This window comes from Flavobacterium profundi (assembly GCF_006491645.1).
Classification (GTDB): Bacteria; Bacteroidota; Bacteroidia; order Flavobacteriales; family Flavobacteriaceae; genus Flavobacterium; species Flavobacterium profundi.
In genome coordinates this window covers 45,715-60,743 of the sequence record NZ_VDCZ01000011.1, presented here as the reverse complement: position 1 = coordinate 60,743, position 15,029 = coordinate 45,715, and the positions used below count along the sequence as shown (strand labels likewise).

Annotated in this window: 14 protein-coding genes; 1 reads left to right on the top strand and 13 read right to left on the bottom strand. The window is 32.9% G+C overall.

From position 1 onward, the window contains the following. Positions 1-24: 24 nt before the first annotated feature. The 12 genes from FHG05_RS13765 to FHG05_RS13715 all read right to left on the bottom strand — a co-directional run bounded on the left by FHG05_RS13765 (position 25) and on the right by FHG05_RS13715 (position 10,095). The gene (locus tag FHG05_RS13765) at positions 25-669 is read right to left on the bottom strand and encodes an alpha/beta hydrolase (protein WP_140998680.1); all 645 of its coding nucleotides are present in this window, start codon (positions 667-669) and stop codon (positions 25-27) included. A gap of 260 nt (positions 670-929) precedes the next feature. Beyond that, positions 930-1,748: a peptidoglycan-binding protein gene (locus FHG05_RS13760; RefSeq protein ID WP_140998679.1), complete on the bottom strand. Its 819-nt coding sequence runs from the start codon at positions 1,746-1,748 to the stop codon at positions 930-932. Between the two features lie 167 nt (positions 1,749-1,915). Next, complete coding sequence (locus FHG05_RS13755; protein ID WP_140998678.1) at positions 1,916-2,500, bottom strand: YciE/YciF ferroxidase family protein; 585 nt, start codon at positions 2,498-2,500, stop codon at positions 1,916-1,918. An 81-nt stretch (positions 2,501-2,581) separates the two neighbouring features. Continuing rightward, the gene (locus FHG05_RS18445; RefSeq protein ID WP_157504268.1) at positions 2,582-2,743 is read right to left on the bottom strand and encodes a hypothetical protein; all 162 of its coding nucleotides are present in this window, start codon (positions 2,741-2,743) and stop codon (positions 2,582-2,584) included. Positions 2,744-2,878: 135 nt separating this feature from the next. Beyond that, the gene (locus tag FHG05_RS13750) at positions 2,879-3,088 is read right to left on the bottom strand and encodes a DUF4287 domain-containing protein (RefSeq protein ID WP_140998677.1); all 210 of its coding nucleotides are present in this window, start codon (positions 3,086-3,088) and stop codon (positions 2,879-2,881) included. 447 nt (positions 3,089-3,535) lie between these two features. Then, the gene (locus FHG05_RS13745) at positions 3,536-4,075 is read right to left on the bottom strand and encodes a hypothetical protein (protein WP_140998676.1); all 540 of its coding nucleotides are present in this window, start codon (positions 4,073-4,075) and stop codon (positions 3,536-3,538) included. Between the two features lie 274 nt (positions 4,076-4,349). Then, positions 4,350-4,715 (bottom strand): hypothetical protein, encoded by a 366-nt coding sequence (locus FHG05_RS13740; RefSeq protein WP_140998675.1) that lies wholly within the window; start codon positions 4,713-4,715, stop codon positions 4,350-4,352. Next, entirely contained in the window at positions 4,716-5,042 is a 327-nt protein-coding gene (locus FHG05_RS13735; RefSeq protein ID WP_140998674.1) for a DUF4870 domain-containing protein, read from the bottom strand. It abuts the gene before it with no gap. A 153-nt stretch (positions 5,043-5,195) separates the two neighbouring features. Further along, on the bottom strand, positions 5,196-6,449 hold the full coding sequence (locus tag FHG05_RS13730) for a dihydroorotase (RefSeq protein WP_140998673.1): 1,254 nt from the start codon (positions 6,447-6,449) through the stop codon (positions 5,196-5,198). Next, positions 6,446-8,374, bottom strand: coding sequence for a vWA domain-containing protein (locus FHG05_RS13725; protein ID WP_140998672.1), 1,929 nt, complete (start codon positions 8,372-8,374; stop codon positions 6,446-6,448). The genes FHG05_RS13730 and FHG05_RS13725 overlap by 4 nt, the downstream gene beginning before the upstream one ends. A gap of 323 nt (positions 8,375-8,697) precedes the next feature. After that, complete coding sequence (locus tag FHG05_RS13720) at positions 8,698-9,129, bottom strand: DUF1456 family protein (protein WP_140998671.1); 432 nt, start codon at positions 9,127-9,129, stop codon at positions 8,698-8,700. Positions 9,130-9,309: 180 nt separating this feature from the next. Continuing rightward, positions 9,310-10,095 (bottom strand): alpha/beta hydrolase, encoded by a 786-nt coding sequence (locus FHG05_RS13715; RefSeq protein ID WP_140998670.1) that lies wholly within the window; start codon positions 10,093-10,095, stop codon positions 9,310-9,312. 46 nt (positions 10,096-10,141) lie between these two features. Between FHG05_RS13715 and FHG05_RS13710 the strand changes: the two genes are divergently transcribed. Then, positions 10,142-10,543 (top strand): TerB family tellurite resistance protein, encoded by a 402-nt coding sequence (locus FHG05_RS13710; protein ID WP_140998669.1) that lies wholly within the window; start codon positions 10,142-10,144, stop codon positions 10,541-10,543. A gap of 58 nt (positions 10,544-10,601) precedes the next feature. On the opposite strand, the gene FHG05_RS13705 is transcribed toward FHG05_RS13710, so the two are convergent. After that, positions 10,602-14,783: a T9SS sorting signal type C domain-containing protein gene (locus tag FHG05_RS13705; RefSeq protein ID WP_140998668.1), complete on the bottom strand. Its 4,182-nt coding sequence runs from the start codon at positions 14,781-14,783 to the stop codon at positions 10,602-10,604. Positions 14,784-15,029 lie beyond the last annotated feature (246 nt).

Below are 15,029 nucleotides of genomic sequence, written 5' to 3'. Positions count from 1 at the left end.
ACTGCTAAGTAGCGCCTTCTTTTTTTATTTAGTATCCTCCAACCAATTTTTAAAGTCGTAAAAATTTTGCGGAGAAACGCCATGACCAATTGGATATTCTTTATAGGTTACTGAAAAACCAAGATTTTCTAGAAAAGGTTTTGCTTTTCGGGCCCAATCTACAGGAATTACTTGGTCAACCGTACCGTGTGAAATATAAAATTGTAAGTGTTGGTTTGCTTTATTTTGATAGTCAGGAGCCAATATGTTTTCGTTTAAATAACCACTTAAAGCCACAACACGACTAATTTTTTCTGGGTAACTCAAAGCAGTTGCATAACTTAGAATACTCCCTTGACTAAAACCAATTAAGGTTACTTGCTCTTTTGCAATGGGATATTTTTCCACTATTTCATCAATAAAAGAAGCAATTAAATCTCTGGATTGTTGCGCTTGAACATCATCTGAGAATTTGTTTTCATCCGCATCAAAATGAATGGCATACCAAGCATGACCATAGGGCTGTAAATTATAAGGTGCGCGTACCGAAATGACATAGTATTCTTCCGGTAATTCACTGGCAAATGAGAATAAGTCTTCTTCATTACTGCCGTAACCGTGTAATAATAATAATAGAGGATTTTGTGCTTGTATGTTTTTTGGTTCTCTAACGAGATAATGTAAATTCATGGTCTTGTATTCTGATTATTGGATGTCAAAAATAGCACTAATATTTAGTTTTTTGGTCTTAAATTGAAAAAGTTGTAGGTTAGCCCCGATAGTAGTGGCATCCTTTTTATTTTCTTTTTTTCTCATTTAAATGAAAGAAAATAAAAAGATAGAACGAATAGCGGGAGGATTTTGCTGCGAATACGATTTATGTGCTCCTAAGAGTTCTCGATACACCTCAATTGGGATTGAGGCACTCGAACTGATGGTTTTACTTTTAATTACACCAAAGACTCGATAGAAAAGAAATCGATTTTAGATTGCTTGAAATTTCGGATTCTATTGAGTACTGCATTCCCATTGCTGGAGCCATCGGCATTGGTGTTGCCTTCGATGGTTTCGATAGTATCACCTTGAACGCTAATAACAATACCTGTATGGTACCAATCATAAGTAGATTTTTGCAAAAGAAACAGGTCACCCGGTTGAATTAGACTGGGGTTGGTTCTGGCAGTTTGATAGCGTGTCAAGATTTTTTTTTGCAATCCGGTTGTACCAATGGTGTCGCAGCTGTAAGATAAAGGCATGAGGGTTTTGAAATTTTTTCCGACTATAGAAGCGGCTTGATCGATTATGGTTTGTGCAAACCCCATGCACCAATACCAATACGTACCTTCGTTGCCATCCATATAAGCACGTACCCAAGGACCTGAGTTACTCTGATTTCGAATGATTAGTTCGAAAGGGTTGTATTTGGCGTGATTTTTAGCTGTGTTGACTACTAATTCTCTTACATTGTTTCCCGTAATAGGTGCTTCAAATGCATTTTTAAGAGGCGCTGTTAGTTGTGCAAACAAGTGGGCGTCTACAATTCCTGTGGGTCTTTCCCCAATTGCGGTTTGAAAATTCATGACGGCTTTTTCAGTAGCGGGACCAAAATCGCCATCGATACCTGTAGCCGTTCCAGCGTTTGGAATTTGCATGGCAAAGAGGGTGAGCCACGATTGAATTTTTTCAACATCTTTTTTAACCTTAGTAGTTCCAAATCGTTGTTGGGTACTACTAATGCTTATTTCTTTAAGGTATGATTTTTTTTGCATGATTCGATTTTTTAGATACTAAAAATACTCATACTTAAAGAGGTGATTTCGGGGAAAAAGCCTGTTTTCTTTGGGATGAATTTCCTGTTTTTTAGGTTTAAATAAAAAACCTGCTTTATAAATCAATATAAAGCAGGCATCAAAAAAAAATAACTCACGAGGGGTTTTTATTCTTCTTCTTCTTCTTCTTCTTCTTCTTCTTCTTCTTCTTCTTCTTTTGCGTCGAAATTGATAGAGTTGTATGCGGCATCTGTTAAGGCGTAATCTGCGTCTTTCTCTTCTTTAAGCGTTTCTAATAGCAGTTTTAATGCTTTTTCTTCTTTTAAAGTTTTGGCAAAAGAAGCAAGTGTACCATAAGTTGCTATTTCATAATGTTCAATCTTTTGTGAAGCTGCAATTATTCCCGCATCTCTAACAGCTCCAATTTCCGTTTCCTTTACAATTTCTTCTCCTTCTTTGATTAAACCATCCATTGCTTCACATTTCTTAGCACTTGCTTTTTCGCCAATACTTTCAAAGACTTTTTCTAGTCGTTCAATTTGATGATGGGTTTCTTCTAGATGACTATCTATTGTTTTAATTAATGTTTTACTAGTTGCATTTTTAGACATTTTAGGAAGTGCTTTAGAAAGCGCTTTCTCCGCCCAATAAATGTCTTTTAGAGAATCGATAAATAAGTCTCTTAATCCTTCCGCAGCATCTTTTTTAGGAGTTGCTTTGGTAGTTGTTTGTTTTTTTTCTTTGGTTTCCATACTGTTTATTTTTAGTAATTATTAGTAGGATAAAGGTAGTTGTAGTTTACAGCGAAGAAGTTATAGGATTTGGAGAAGATGTTATATAATTACAGTGCTAATTGAGTATTGTACATTAGTATATTGAAATGGAACCAAAGGTTGTTGCTTATTTACGATAGGTTTTTGCATTCTTCCCATACGTTGTTGCATTTTTACGATACGTTGTTGCATTTGTACGATAGGTTTTTGTATTCTTCCCATTCGTATTTGCTTTTTTACGATACGTATTTACTCTTTTACCATTGGTTTTTGAAAAGTTACGATGCGTTGTTGCATTTGTACGATAGATTTTTGAATTCTTCCCATTCGTTTTTGAAGAATTGCGAGAGGTTTTTTTTAAGAATCTTTTCTTTTGGTATACAAAGTGGTTAGTGTTCTTGCCCAATATCTTGGAACTTGGTATTCCTCTTGAAGGTATGCTACCACTTCATTGGATTTTTTTTCAGCAGCTTTGAATTGGTCTAAAATCGTAATCCAAGCGGCAATTTTTTTGCCTGTTTTTTCGACTACTTGTTCGTCTGTTACGTCCCAATATTCTTTTTTCATGGTATTGTTTTTTACGATTGTAAATTTACATTTTAAAGTATAAGCCACTTTTTATTTGGTTTTAAAAATAGATTCTAAAAAAAACATGATTAATTACGAGTAGGAGTATTATTAGTAATGGAAATGCGATTAGAAAATCGACGAAAGCCTTTTTTTTCTGTTTTTTCTTTAGGAGAATTATACATTCTATAAAAAGGAAAATAATAAAAAAGGAAATGAGTAGTATGCCTAATACTAATGAGATTATACTAGCACCTAAAGCAGCACTTGGTTCACTGAAAAGTAGTAAAAATAATAAAAAGGGAATCAAAAATATTCCTAGAAGCACTGCTACGCGCTGAACTATAAACTTGGTCATATTAATAGTAAATTGGAAAGATACTTATTTTGGTATTAAAATGTGAATAAGAAGCATTATTTTGCAGAATAAATGGATTTTATTTTATATTATTCTTCTTCAATTTTATGACCTACTTCTATGAGTTTGTGTTTTAAAAGTGGAAATATTTTATGATCTACTTGAATATCTTGATTATTTTCATCCTTTATCCACCAGCAACTAAAACATAGTTGTAAAATACGTATTATTTTATGTTCGTTGGAGTAAAAAACAATTGCATCTCTAAAAACAGGTGGACACATTGCGAATGTTTGTTCTTCAAATTTAGTATTCAATATTTCTAGAATAGATTGTAGTTGTTTATCTTCTTTTTCAAATTTGTAAACCTTTTCAGTTGATTTGTGAAATGTTTCATTTTTATCTATAATGAGCGCTCTATAAATATTTATTTCCTCTTCTAAAGCTTCTATTTGTTTGTTTAATTTTGGTATTTGTACATATCTAGACGATGCCAATTCTTTCTTTATTCTCTTGATTTCCTTTTCGTTGACTTCTTTCAAATCATGAAATTTTTTACCTCTTAATCCAGAATACGTAATGGCATATTCAAAATTTAAATTAGTGACATAATTCGAGATATTTTTCATTTTTTTGGTTGTTTGTTTGTATAGATTGTTAGTCCAAAATAAAAAACAGCTGTTAGAAGTATTCTATAAATTAAATAAGATGAGGTTTCGAAACTATCATTTGTTAGTAATGCAAGTGTCATATTTGCGGCAAAAAAGCCTAGTAGAATTCTTACGAATGTTATTTTGAGGTATTTCATTGGGTAAGGATTTAGTGTTTATAATATGTATCCATTAAATATAAAAAGGAATGAATTTTGTTCTGCCTATTAATTTGAATATAAATAAGTTATATTTAATTAGGGTTATAATTCTCTAAATAATTGTAGAAAGTGGCATTAATTCTTGCCATACTATCGTTTTCTTTTTTTACTAAATAATCACCTAAATTTACTTTGTCAAAGAAGGATTTATTTTTTTTATCAATTATAAATAGAGTATCATTAATGATTAATGTTCGTTTTAATCTTGTTCTAGGAGTTACAGAGTCTAATATAATATTGGTAACATATCCTTCAAAAGCCATTTCCAATCGTTGTTTTTTTTCTGCTTTCTGTGTGTCTTCTTTTGTAAATTGTAGATATATAAAGACTATCAAGGCAAAAAACCCCATTATTATTCTAATTTTCTTTTCATCTTCTTTAGTTGTTATTTTGCTCATTTAAAGCCCTTTAAATAAATTCTGATAGAATTCACCTACTAAAGGAACCAATTTCTTTTCACCATTTAAAGCTCCTAAGAAACCATAAATCCATAAGATAAAAATAAACAACCAAAAAGCTGAAGTGACCATCCAACTATTGAAATAACCAATAGGATAACCTAGTAAGAAAAAGCTTAGAAAAATGCCTAAAGCTTGGCGAATATGAAAGCTTGCAAATTCACTTTTGTTTTCGTCTTGGTTCATAAAAATAGCAATTACACTACCAATAATGGTGATGTAACTTACAATGGCTGCGTTTTTTCCTTTTTCGATATCGGTATTCATTTTTGTTTAAAGTTTATGGTTTAAAAGTTTAATGGTTTAAAAGTTTAAAGTTGTTGACTGTTATCAGTTATCAGTTATCAGTTATCTGTTATTTGTTGCAGGCTGTATTTCTTTCTTCTTTCATCTTTCTTCTTTCATCTTTCATCTTAATTTCTAGATTACCAATTTACCGTTGTTGTAAATTCCGTAAGCTTTTCCTTTTACTTTTTGTCCTAAGAAAGCTGAATTTTTGGATTTGGATAAAATGTTTTCTTTGGTAAACGTGCTTTCGCCTGTTGGTGTAAAGAAAGTTAATTCGGCTGTTGTGTTTATTTCAATAGCCTGTTTTGGTAGACCAAAGATTTTTTTTCCTGCAGTTAATTTTTCGAGAACCACTTCTAAAGGCAAAACTGTAAGTAAGGCTCCAAAAGCACTTTCTAACCCAATGGTTCCATCTTTTGCCATATCAAATTCCAATTTTTTATGTTCAATGTCTAATGGATTATGATCGGAAGTAATGCAATCTATCGTATTGTCTAAAACTGCTGCAATCAAAGCTTTACGAGTAGCTTCGTCGCGTAAAGGTGGAGCGATTTTGTATCGAGAATCGAAACCTGTTAACACCTCTTCGTTTAACACCAAATGATGCACGGCAACACTACAGGTTACTTGTAAACCTTTGGCTTTGGCTTCTTTAAGTAAGGCAATCGATTTTTGAGTAGAGATGGTAGGGAAGTGTACTTTTCCGCCTGTATATTCTAATAAAAATAAGTTACGAGCGATATGCAATTCTTCTGCTAAGGTGGGTATTCCTTTTAAACCTAATCGGGTAGAGGTGATGCCTTCATTTACAATTCCTTTTCCTTTTAAGGAGTTGTCTTGGCAATAACTAATCACCAATCCGTCAAAATCCTGAACATATTGTAGTGCTATTTTTTGAATATTGGCATCTTGAATGGCTTTGTTGTAATCTCCAAAAGCAATGGCACCCGCATTTTTCATATCGAACAGTTCTGCTAAATCGTGTCCTTCGCTATTTTTGGTTAGGGCGCCAATAGGAAACAAGGAAGTAGCTTGCTCTTTGGCTCTTTCCAAAACAAATTTTACTTGTGCTTGGTTATCGATAACCGGAGTTGTATTTGGTTGTAATGCAATAGCGGTAAAACCACTTTTAGCAGCTACTTGTAAACCGTGAGCAATGGTTTCGCGATCTTCATAACCCGGTTCGCCCAGAGATACAGAAGTGTCGAACCAACCTGGAGATACATGTAGGTTTTCTTTTTCTACTACTGTTGCACCTTCAGGAATGGCTATGTTTTTTGCTATTTCAGTGATGATACCGTTTTCAATTTTAATGTCGACGGTTTGGTTGTGGAACGAACTGTTTTGATCTTGTATAGTTGCTTGTTTAATTAAAACGGTTGTCATTTTACAAATTTTTGTATTAGTAGTTCAATCAATAAAAATAGGAGAGTTCCTAGAATAAACCATTTCCATAATGAGGTATCGGTTCGTTTGGATTCTAAATCGTTAAGAACCGTAGTTACATCATTTACGCTGGTTGCTTTATCAAATAGTGTGTTGTTTTCGTTGTTTAAATCGCTTTCTGTACGTGTGTAATTAAAGCTAATTTCTTGTATATCGTTTTCGGCTTGTTTCACCGAGTAATTTCCGGCTTTTTCAGGATAATCTCCAAAAGAAAGTTTCACTTTTGTGCTTATGATTTGCTGTTGCGGAATAAAACTATACGTAGTATTGGTTACGCTCACTACTTCATCTTTGGATAAAGCAGCCTCAAGTACTAAAGTTTCATTTTCGCCAATAGTGAAGGTATTTGTTTTCGAATTATTCTTGGCTTGTGCCATGTTATAAATAGTAGGTACAATTAAAGGAGAATTCTGAAAATTAGAATTTTGTTTGTTTAGAGGCGCTGTAAAAACATATAAGTTTCCTAAAGTATTGGTAACCGAAAAGGCAAAATTAGCTTGATCTTCCAATTGTAAAATAGGCAATCCTTTCCCAGAAGAAGGAAAGTATTGGTTTACTTTTGGATATTGAAAGTTCGTGATTTTCTTTTCAAAAACATTCTTATATAAAGGATGATTGAAGCTGATTTTGGTAATTTGTTTTTCGGTTTTATTGATTGGAGCCAACTGTAACGAACCAAAATTTTTCAAAAAGCTATTGATATTTTGAACATTCGTTTCTTCAGAAGGAATAACAATAACACTACCACCTTTGGAATAAAAAGAAGCCAAAGTTGTGGCTAAAGCTTGTGGGATTTCTTTGATTTCGTTAAGAATGATGGTTTGTTGGTTTTCAATGGCGTTGTAATTCAGTTGTGCCAATTCCGTATTGGTAACCACAAATTCTTTATCCGTTAGAATTTTATGTAAAAATTTATTTTTTTCGGGAGTACCAATACAAATTACATTTTGTTTTTTAGGTTGGGAAATACTAAAATAATAAGCATTGTCATATGTTAGGCTATTATCCTCTAAGACTACTTTGCCGTGAAAAGCCGCTTTAGGAATGTTTATTTTTAATTCTTTTTCGTTAGTGTCAAAAGTGACTTGTGATTTTGCTATTACATTTTCTTGATTATATACGGCTAGAGAAACAGGTTCAGTGTTTTTACCATAGGATTTCAGGGCAATTGTAATTTCATAAAAAGTTTCTAAAACTTGTGATAGTGTTACTTTTTCGATACTAATATTGTTTTTATTTTCCGCTTTCGGATGCATAAAATACACTTCATTTTCAGCAAACACAGGTTCCATTTTTTTAGACTGAAGTCCTACCGCATCTGTAATAATAAGGTAATCTTTTTTAGTATTGGGTTTTTTAGTAGCTACTTGTGTGAGTAAATAATCCAATTCAAAAGGTAAAGCCGAATAGTCTATTTTTTGAAGTTCCGTTTGAATTGTTTTGCGATCCACATCCCAAAAAGCAGTATTCGTGGTAAGAATTGAAAAAGTTTGATTTTCAGGAAAAGCCTCTAAAATATCTTGAATGCTTCTTTTCAACAATTCTCCACGACTTCCTTTGGCTTGCATGGAAAAGGAATTATCAAGTAAAATAATGAGTTCGTTATCTTTACTCTTGCTTTCTTTAGCGGTAAAAAAAGGTTGGGCAAAAGCCAAAATTAAAAATGCTAAAAGCAGTAAACGTGTTGCTAGCAGCAGCCATTTTTTTATTGTACTGCTTTTTCGAGTTTGTTGTTGGAGTTGTCGCAGGAGTTTTACATTGGTAAAATATTCTTTTTTAAAGCGACGTAATTGAAATAAATGGACTAAAATTGGTATAACCAACAGGAACAAAAAGTATAAAATCTCAGGATGTTTAAACTGCATGTATTTTAGGTTTATTTCAGTACCATCAAGTTACGGTGTTCAAAAATACAAAAATGAAATGGTTTTTAATGAAAAGAGCGTTGTTGATGTTTATTTTTTTTTATTCTTGTATTTATAAAAGAAAAATAGAATGAAAAAGAATGGAATCAGCATGATAAAATTAAGACCATAGTACATAGTAAAAATTATAACTAGAGTTGAAAACGTACCAAAGTACAAAACGTTTAATACTCCTTGTTTTATTCCTTTTCTTTTATATCCTTCATAAAAAAGGGCAGCAATGGGAAGTATAAGAAATATAAAACCGAATAGTCCAATTACCATTACTCTTTCGGTTTATTTTTTCCGTTTTTAAAGCGTACTTTTTCAACTATAGGTTCTTTTTTAGGAAACGGTTTTTTCTTCGGTTTGGGTTTAAAACCCGTTTCTGATTTTTTAAAATTTGTTTTTTTGGGTTGTTCTTCCGTTTTTATAGAACCTTCTTTAGGAGGAGTATTTTTATGGCTTTTGATGACCTCCATAGGGTTTTTGGGGTTTTCTTTTGTGCCTCTTAAATGAATGACTAAACCATTTAGGAAGTTACGCAATAATTGGTCACCACATTCTACATAGTTAGGGTGTTCTTCATTTCTGAAAATGTTGCCTAGTTCCCCTTTAGACACTCTAAAGTCTACCAATTGTAAGATTTCTACAATTTGATCGTCTCTTAATTGTAGCGCTACGCGTAATTTTTTGAAGATATCGTTATTTGTCATTTTAATTTTTATTTTTTAATTTAAGCTCTCGATACATTTTTTATTCCATTTCATTCCATAAAAAACACTCGAACTGACGCATTTTGTTATGTATATAGTATTTTCTCTTCTATTTATTATAAAAACACTTGAATAGAAGAATGAATATCCTGCTTAAACAAATTAAATTGTATTTTTTATTTAGAAAAGCCAAAGATACGCTTTTGCAAATTCTTTTGACCAAAGTTTTTCATTGTGTTTTCCATGGGCAACAATTTTTGTTTTATGTAGGTGCAAACAATCGCATCTTTTTTGTCGGATAAGGTGAATCATTTGATTCATATCGTCGACCATAGTTTCACTTTCACTGTCACCACACATGAAATAATATTTTGTGTCTATTTTTTTTGTTTGTTCGGTAAGGGTATAAATATCATTGGTAAACCAAAAAGAAGGAGAAAAAACACCCACTTTCCCAAAGACATCAGGATATTTTAAGCTGGCATAGAAAGAAACCAATCCTCCGAGTGAACTTCCCATTATTCCTGTATTTCTTGAATTTGTTTTGGTACGATATATCGAATCGATATGCGGTTTTAAAGTGGAAACAATAAAATCTAAGTAATTGTTAGCGTTACCACCACCATATTTTTCATTTTTATAAGGTGTGAGTTCGTCTATTCTTTTTTCATTACCGTGTTCTATTCCTATGACAATAATTTTAGCTTGTAAACTATCTAAGGTTTCATCGACTTTCCATTCTCCAGAAAATGCAGTTTTTTCATCGAAAAGATTTTGTGCATCGTGCATGTAAAGCACAGGATATTTTTTTTCAGATTGATTGTAATCTAAGGGTAAATAGACCCAAATGCGTTTAATGGTATCGAGTTGAGGTGCTTTAATTTCAAATTGCGAATATCTTTTCTGAGCCCAAAGCGATAGGGATGTTAAAAAAAAGATACTGAAAAGAAAGCCAAGTTTTTTCATTTTTAATTATATTTGGGTTATAAAACTTAATAAAAGTACTGCTTTGATGGAAACCTACCAAGAAAAAATAAGTTTGTTGCAAGAAATGATAGCCTTTGCCTTAGTCGATGGTGAATTGCATGATCGAGAGTATGATTTCATTGAGATGATTTCACTCGAATTAGAAATTGATAAAGAAACATTTCATAAATTATTTGAAAATAGATCGGAAGTCAAAGTTATAAAAGATGAGTTCAATCGCATTTGTCAGTTTTACCGTTTGGCTTTATTGATGCATGCAGATGGTATTTTGCATGAAAGAGAGCAAATAAAGATTAATGAAATAGGCATTAATATGGGACTGAATCCTTATGCCATGAAAAGAGTATTGCATATGATGAAAAAGTCGCCCAATAGAATGATTGATGGACAAACCTTATTATCAGTTTTTGCAGAACAACATAATTAAAAATAAAAAAAGCCTTATTTAAGGCTTTTTTTATTTTTTGAAATCATTTAAAATTCCATTAAAAAACTATTTTTTTGGTAGTTACTTGGTTTTGGTAATCTGTCACTTTTGCAAGAAGTACCTGAGCGTTTTTCGGTAAACTATTCACAACAAAAGTTGACGCATTTACATTTTGGTTTTGATATAATGTTTTTCCGACTACATCATAAATCGTTATTTCCTTAATTTTTTCAGTAGAATTTACATTAATTCCTACATTGTCAGAAAAGATAGTAATTGCGTTGGTTGAAGTTATAAGATCATTTGATAGCAGTGTATTTCTATATATAATTTCGAAGCGATCTTCAAATGTTCCCGCATTAGAATAAAAATGATAGGTGTTATTTTTAATATCTGTAACAATATTGGATAACTTATCTTTAATAAAAATATCTTGTGTATCAAATAAACCTTCTACATTTTCCATGGAGATAGAATAATTTCCTTCATTGATTACTTTGTATCCTAAAGGAATGCTATCTTCATCATTAAAAGGCAAACCTTTTCCTTGAATGACATATTCAGTTTCATCGATGATACTGTACATTGAAGGTTTAGAAGTGTCAATCATTTTTCCATCAATAAGATTGTCAACGCCATCAGTAGCACCATCTGTATATCCAATTAAGAATTGGTTATAAGAAACATTTTCGTCATTAAAATTAAGTCTGAAAAGATGTTTTTCAGAAGGAGTTTGATTGAATTTGAAAAATTGTGTAGAAACCGATGCATTCACTCGTTGCGTATTTTTAAAGAAACAATCTTGATAAGCTGTAGATTGTACATAAAATCCTTGTCCCGTTTGAATGGTTCCATTTGGTATTTTGGCACTTCCAAAAGCAGCTACACCGCCTAATTTAGTATAGGAAGCAAAGTTGTTTTGAGGATATGAACCACCAGTTGCAGGAGTTGTATTGGTCCAAAAATAGAGTGTACTCGCATTTAAATTATCATCTAAAAAAGTATCGGCACTAATAGGAGAAGCATAAGGATTTCCTAAAACATTGAAACCTTTACCTACGCGCTGTACTACATCACCATTAAAAGGAACACCTTCAAATTGTCCGTTGTAAGCCGCTGGAGTAGAAGAGGACCAATTGTTATCTACACGAATCATATACCCTTTACCTTTTTGGAAATTTGTAGATGGATCGACTGATTGATACGCTGTTGGCGTAGTGGTTCCTGTATACAAATATTCATAAAAGCGAGTTGGGATGGTATTCGGAGAAAAAGCTAATAATTGTTGGTTTGCAACTGGAGAAGACCATGCCGTATAATCTTGTCGAATCATTGGAGAAGAAGTCCTTTTTACTACAATTGACCCCGAATTATCATCTTTATTAATTTGTCTTAAGGCAGCATTATTTTCAATAACAAGGTTTGCTCCAGTATCTACTGTTAAACCGCCTCCTATAATAAAAGTATGTCCACTATTAAAGGTGACTGTAGCATTATTTGTAATGGTTACAGTACAAGCCTCAAGATTAGCTGTTGAACTAAAATCTCCTGTAAAAATGGCTTCTCTGGTTGCTGTAGGTACACCATTTGACCAAGAAGAACCATTCCAAGTTGTTGTTATACCATCGCACAATGTAATTTTAGATTGATACATTCCATTCCCATGTGTTCCAATTAAAAGTGTGCCATCTGCATGTCGATACGCTAAAGAACTTACTAAAGCATATCCTATTTCATTAGCACCTTGTCTTACCCAATCCGTAGTTAAAGGGTCGGTAGTACTATATAATCCTCTTGCGGTTCCAACATAGAACAGCGTTTGACCATTTACTTGTGTAATAGCTGCTGAACGAATAGAGTGACTGGCTAAATTTCTTTCCACTAATGTCCATGTTGGAGTAGCAGCAGTTGCATTAGTAGTATAAAAAATACTTTGTGTGCCATAATTAGAATAAGTAGCTAAGACAATATTTCTATTTGTTGGATGAATGGCCAAACCTGTAACAATAGATGGAAAGCCAATTGTTGCTCCAGGAGGCGTAATGTCTACCGCAGCGGAAAAACTTGTAGCATTTCTAGGATCATTTAAACGATAAATATGTCCTTCATCTCCACCTAATAATAAATAACTGGTACTCGCATTGTAAGTACCTCTAGTTGTAGAAAAAGTTTGAAAATAATCGTTATGTCCTTTAAGTGAGGTTGCCCCCATATTAGTCCAAGTCCCTGCTGTTACAGTAGAGGAATTATTCGTTTTCCAAAGTACGTTTCTACCTGCATAATATAAATTACTGTTGTTATCTGGATCTAAATAAAAATAAGTAACAAATTCACTAACGGAACCTGTAGGGGTTATAGTTGCACCAGTTGGGCAATCTCTATAAAGGTTTCCACCTTGTGAACCCATGAAGAAAGGAACACAAGCATTATCTCTTGAAATAGCAGCTGCTACACCATCACCACTAAAAACACTGGTCATATTGGTTAGATTTGTTAAACCAAAGATAGTTCCGCCTGCAGTTGTACCATTATCTTGCGCTCCACCAATGACACCATCAGAACCCGATTGAGGATCCATGTTTACATGATAGTATTGATAGGTTTGGTATTTATTATTTAGGTTTACCCAACTTACTGAAGAGGCATTTATATCATTCGTTTGATGAATTCCTCCATCGGTACCAGACAATAAAATACTAGTTGTGATTGGATTAAAGACTAATGTATGAACATCGGGATGATGTGTTACACCACCCACACTCCATTGTGCATAGTTATTCGGGTTTCCATAGCCACCAATTCTCACAAAAGACCCTGTGTTAATGTTGCTTATTTTGTATGCATTAGTACCACCAATTACTACAAAGTTCTCATTATCAGGTTTTACATTGACTACTAAATCATATGCACCTTGAGAATTGAAAGGGTCATTTCCAGCACTTCCACCGGGTTCATCAGGAATTTTTGATGAAAAGTTAGTCCATGTAGTCGTAGCTTGATTCCATCTCCATAAATCACAATCGCCAGGTGAAGGTGTGGTACCTGTTTTTAAATATAATGCATATAAAATATTTTCATTAGAAGGTGCAAGACCAAGGACAACTCTGCCACTCATAGACCATCCTGTTGGAGTACCATTATCTGCAATTCTCGACCATCCACCAATACCTGTAGCAGAGGACCATATTCCTCTGATTGAAGCATCAGAGTTACCAGAGAAAGCGCAATACACTCTTCCTGCTGAAGTAATAATTACATCGACTAGTTTGCTACTAGATGCAGCCGTATCGTTTCTTTCAGCTGTCCAAGTTGTCCCATTATATCTAGCTAATTGTCCTGCGATACCAGCATATAAGTCACCTGTAACCGGATGAACTGCTAATCGGTGTACAAAATCAAAACGACTGTCAAAAGTTTCTTGTACCGAATTAGAAGTAGTAATTTGAGTCCATGATAAACCGCTATCTACAGATTTCCAAATACCTCTTCCATAATAAAATGCACCACTTAAGGAAGCACTATTTCCTAAAGATTCTCCAGTACCATAATACCAGATATTTTGGAAGCCTGGTCTAGGATCTTGTGCAATAGTAGTTACATTATGAATTTCATCTTGAGCCGATACTTTTGTCCAGCTTGCACCGCCATTCGTTGTTCTAAATACACCGCCACTAATAGCGCCTGCTAAAATGGTGTTTCCTGTTGGATCACTTTTATCATATACTAACGATCTCGTTCTACCTCCTAAGTTTCCCGGACCACGATTTACATAATTTGGTGCAGAGACTCTTGAAAAGCTACCATTATCTGCTAAGGGTACATTTTTAGACTCTTCTCTTTCTAATTCTTTATCCCTTGCAGAAATGCTACCTGTATTAGGGTTTACCTGTCTATAAAATTCATATAATAAACGGCCTTCATTAAATTGCGCTCTTTCTTCTAAGGTTTTCTTTTTTCCTTTTTTAGTAGCATTAATAACTTTTCTAACTAATTTAGGTGGGTTACTAGCCAATTGATTTTTGGAAATGTTCTTAGAAGTACTTGTTTCTTTTTCTTCTACTTCCTTTGTTTTTTCACTAACAAGTATCACTTCACTTGAAGTTGGTGTGTTATTTGAATTGTTTTGTGGTTTAGCAATTTCTTTTGGATTATTTCTTTTGGTAGTATTATTTTTAAAAAAATAAAAAGAACCAACGCAAATGCTTAAAAACAAAAGAAATACGAGTATAATTTTTTTCATTGAGTGAATGTTTAATTTTACAAATATATAAATATCTACAAATTATAACTTTTATTTCTTGTTTTGACTCTTTTTAAAGTACATAAAAAAGAATTGTATTTGTTTTTTTTGAAATTAAAGAACTGAAATTTAGTCAGTTAATTTGTGAATATAATCTTAAATATAGGTCAAATTGTCTTTTCAAAACTTCATTTTATAGACATTTTGACTTTTTTTCATTTTGGAATAAATTTTGAATTTAATAGA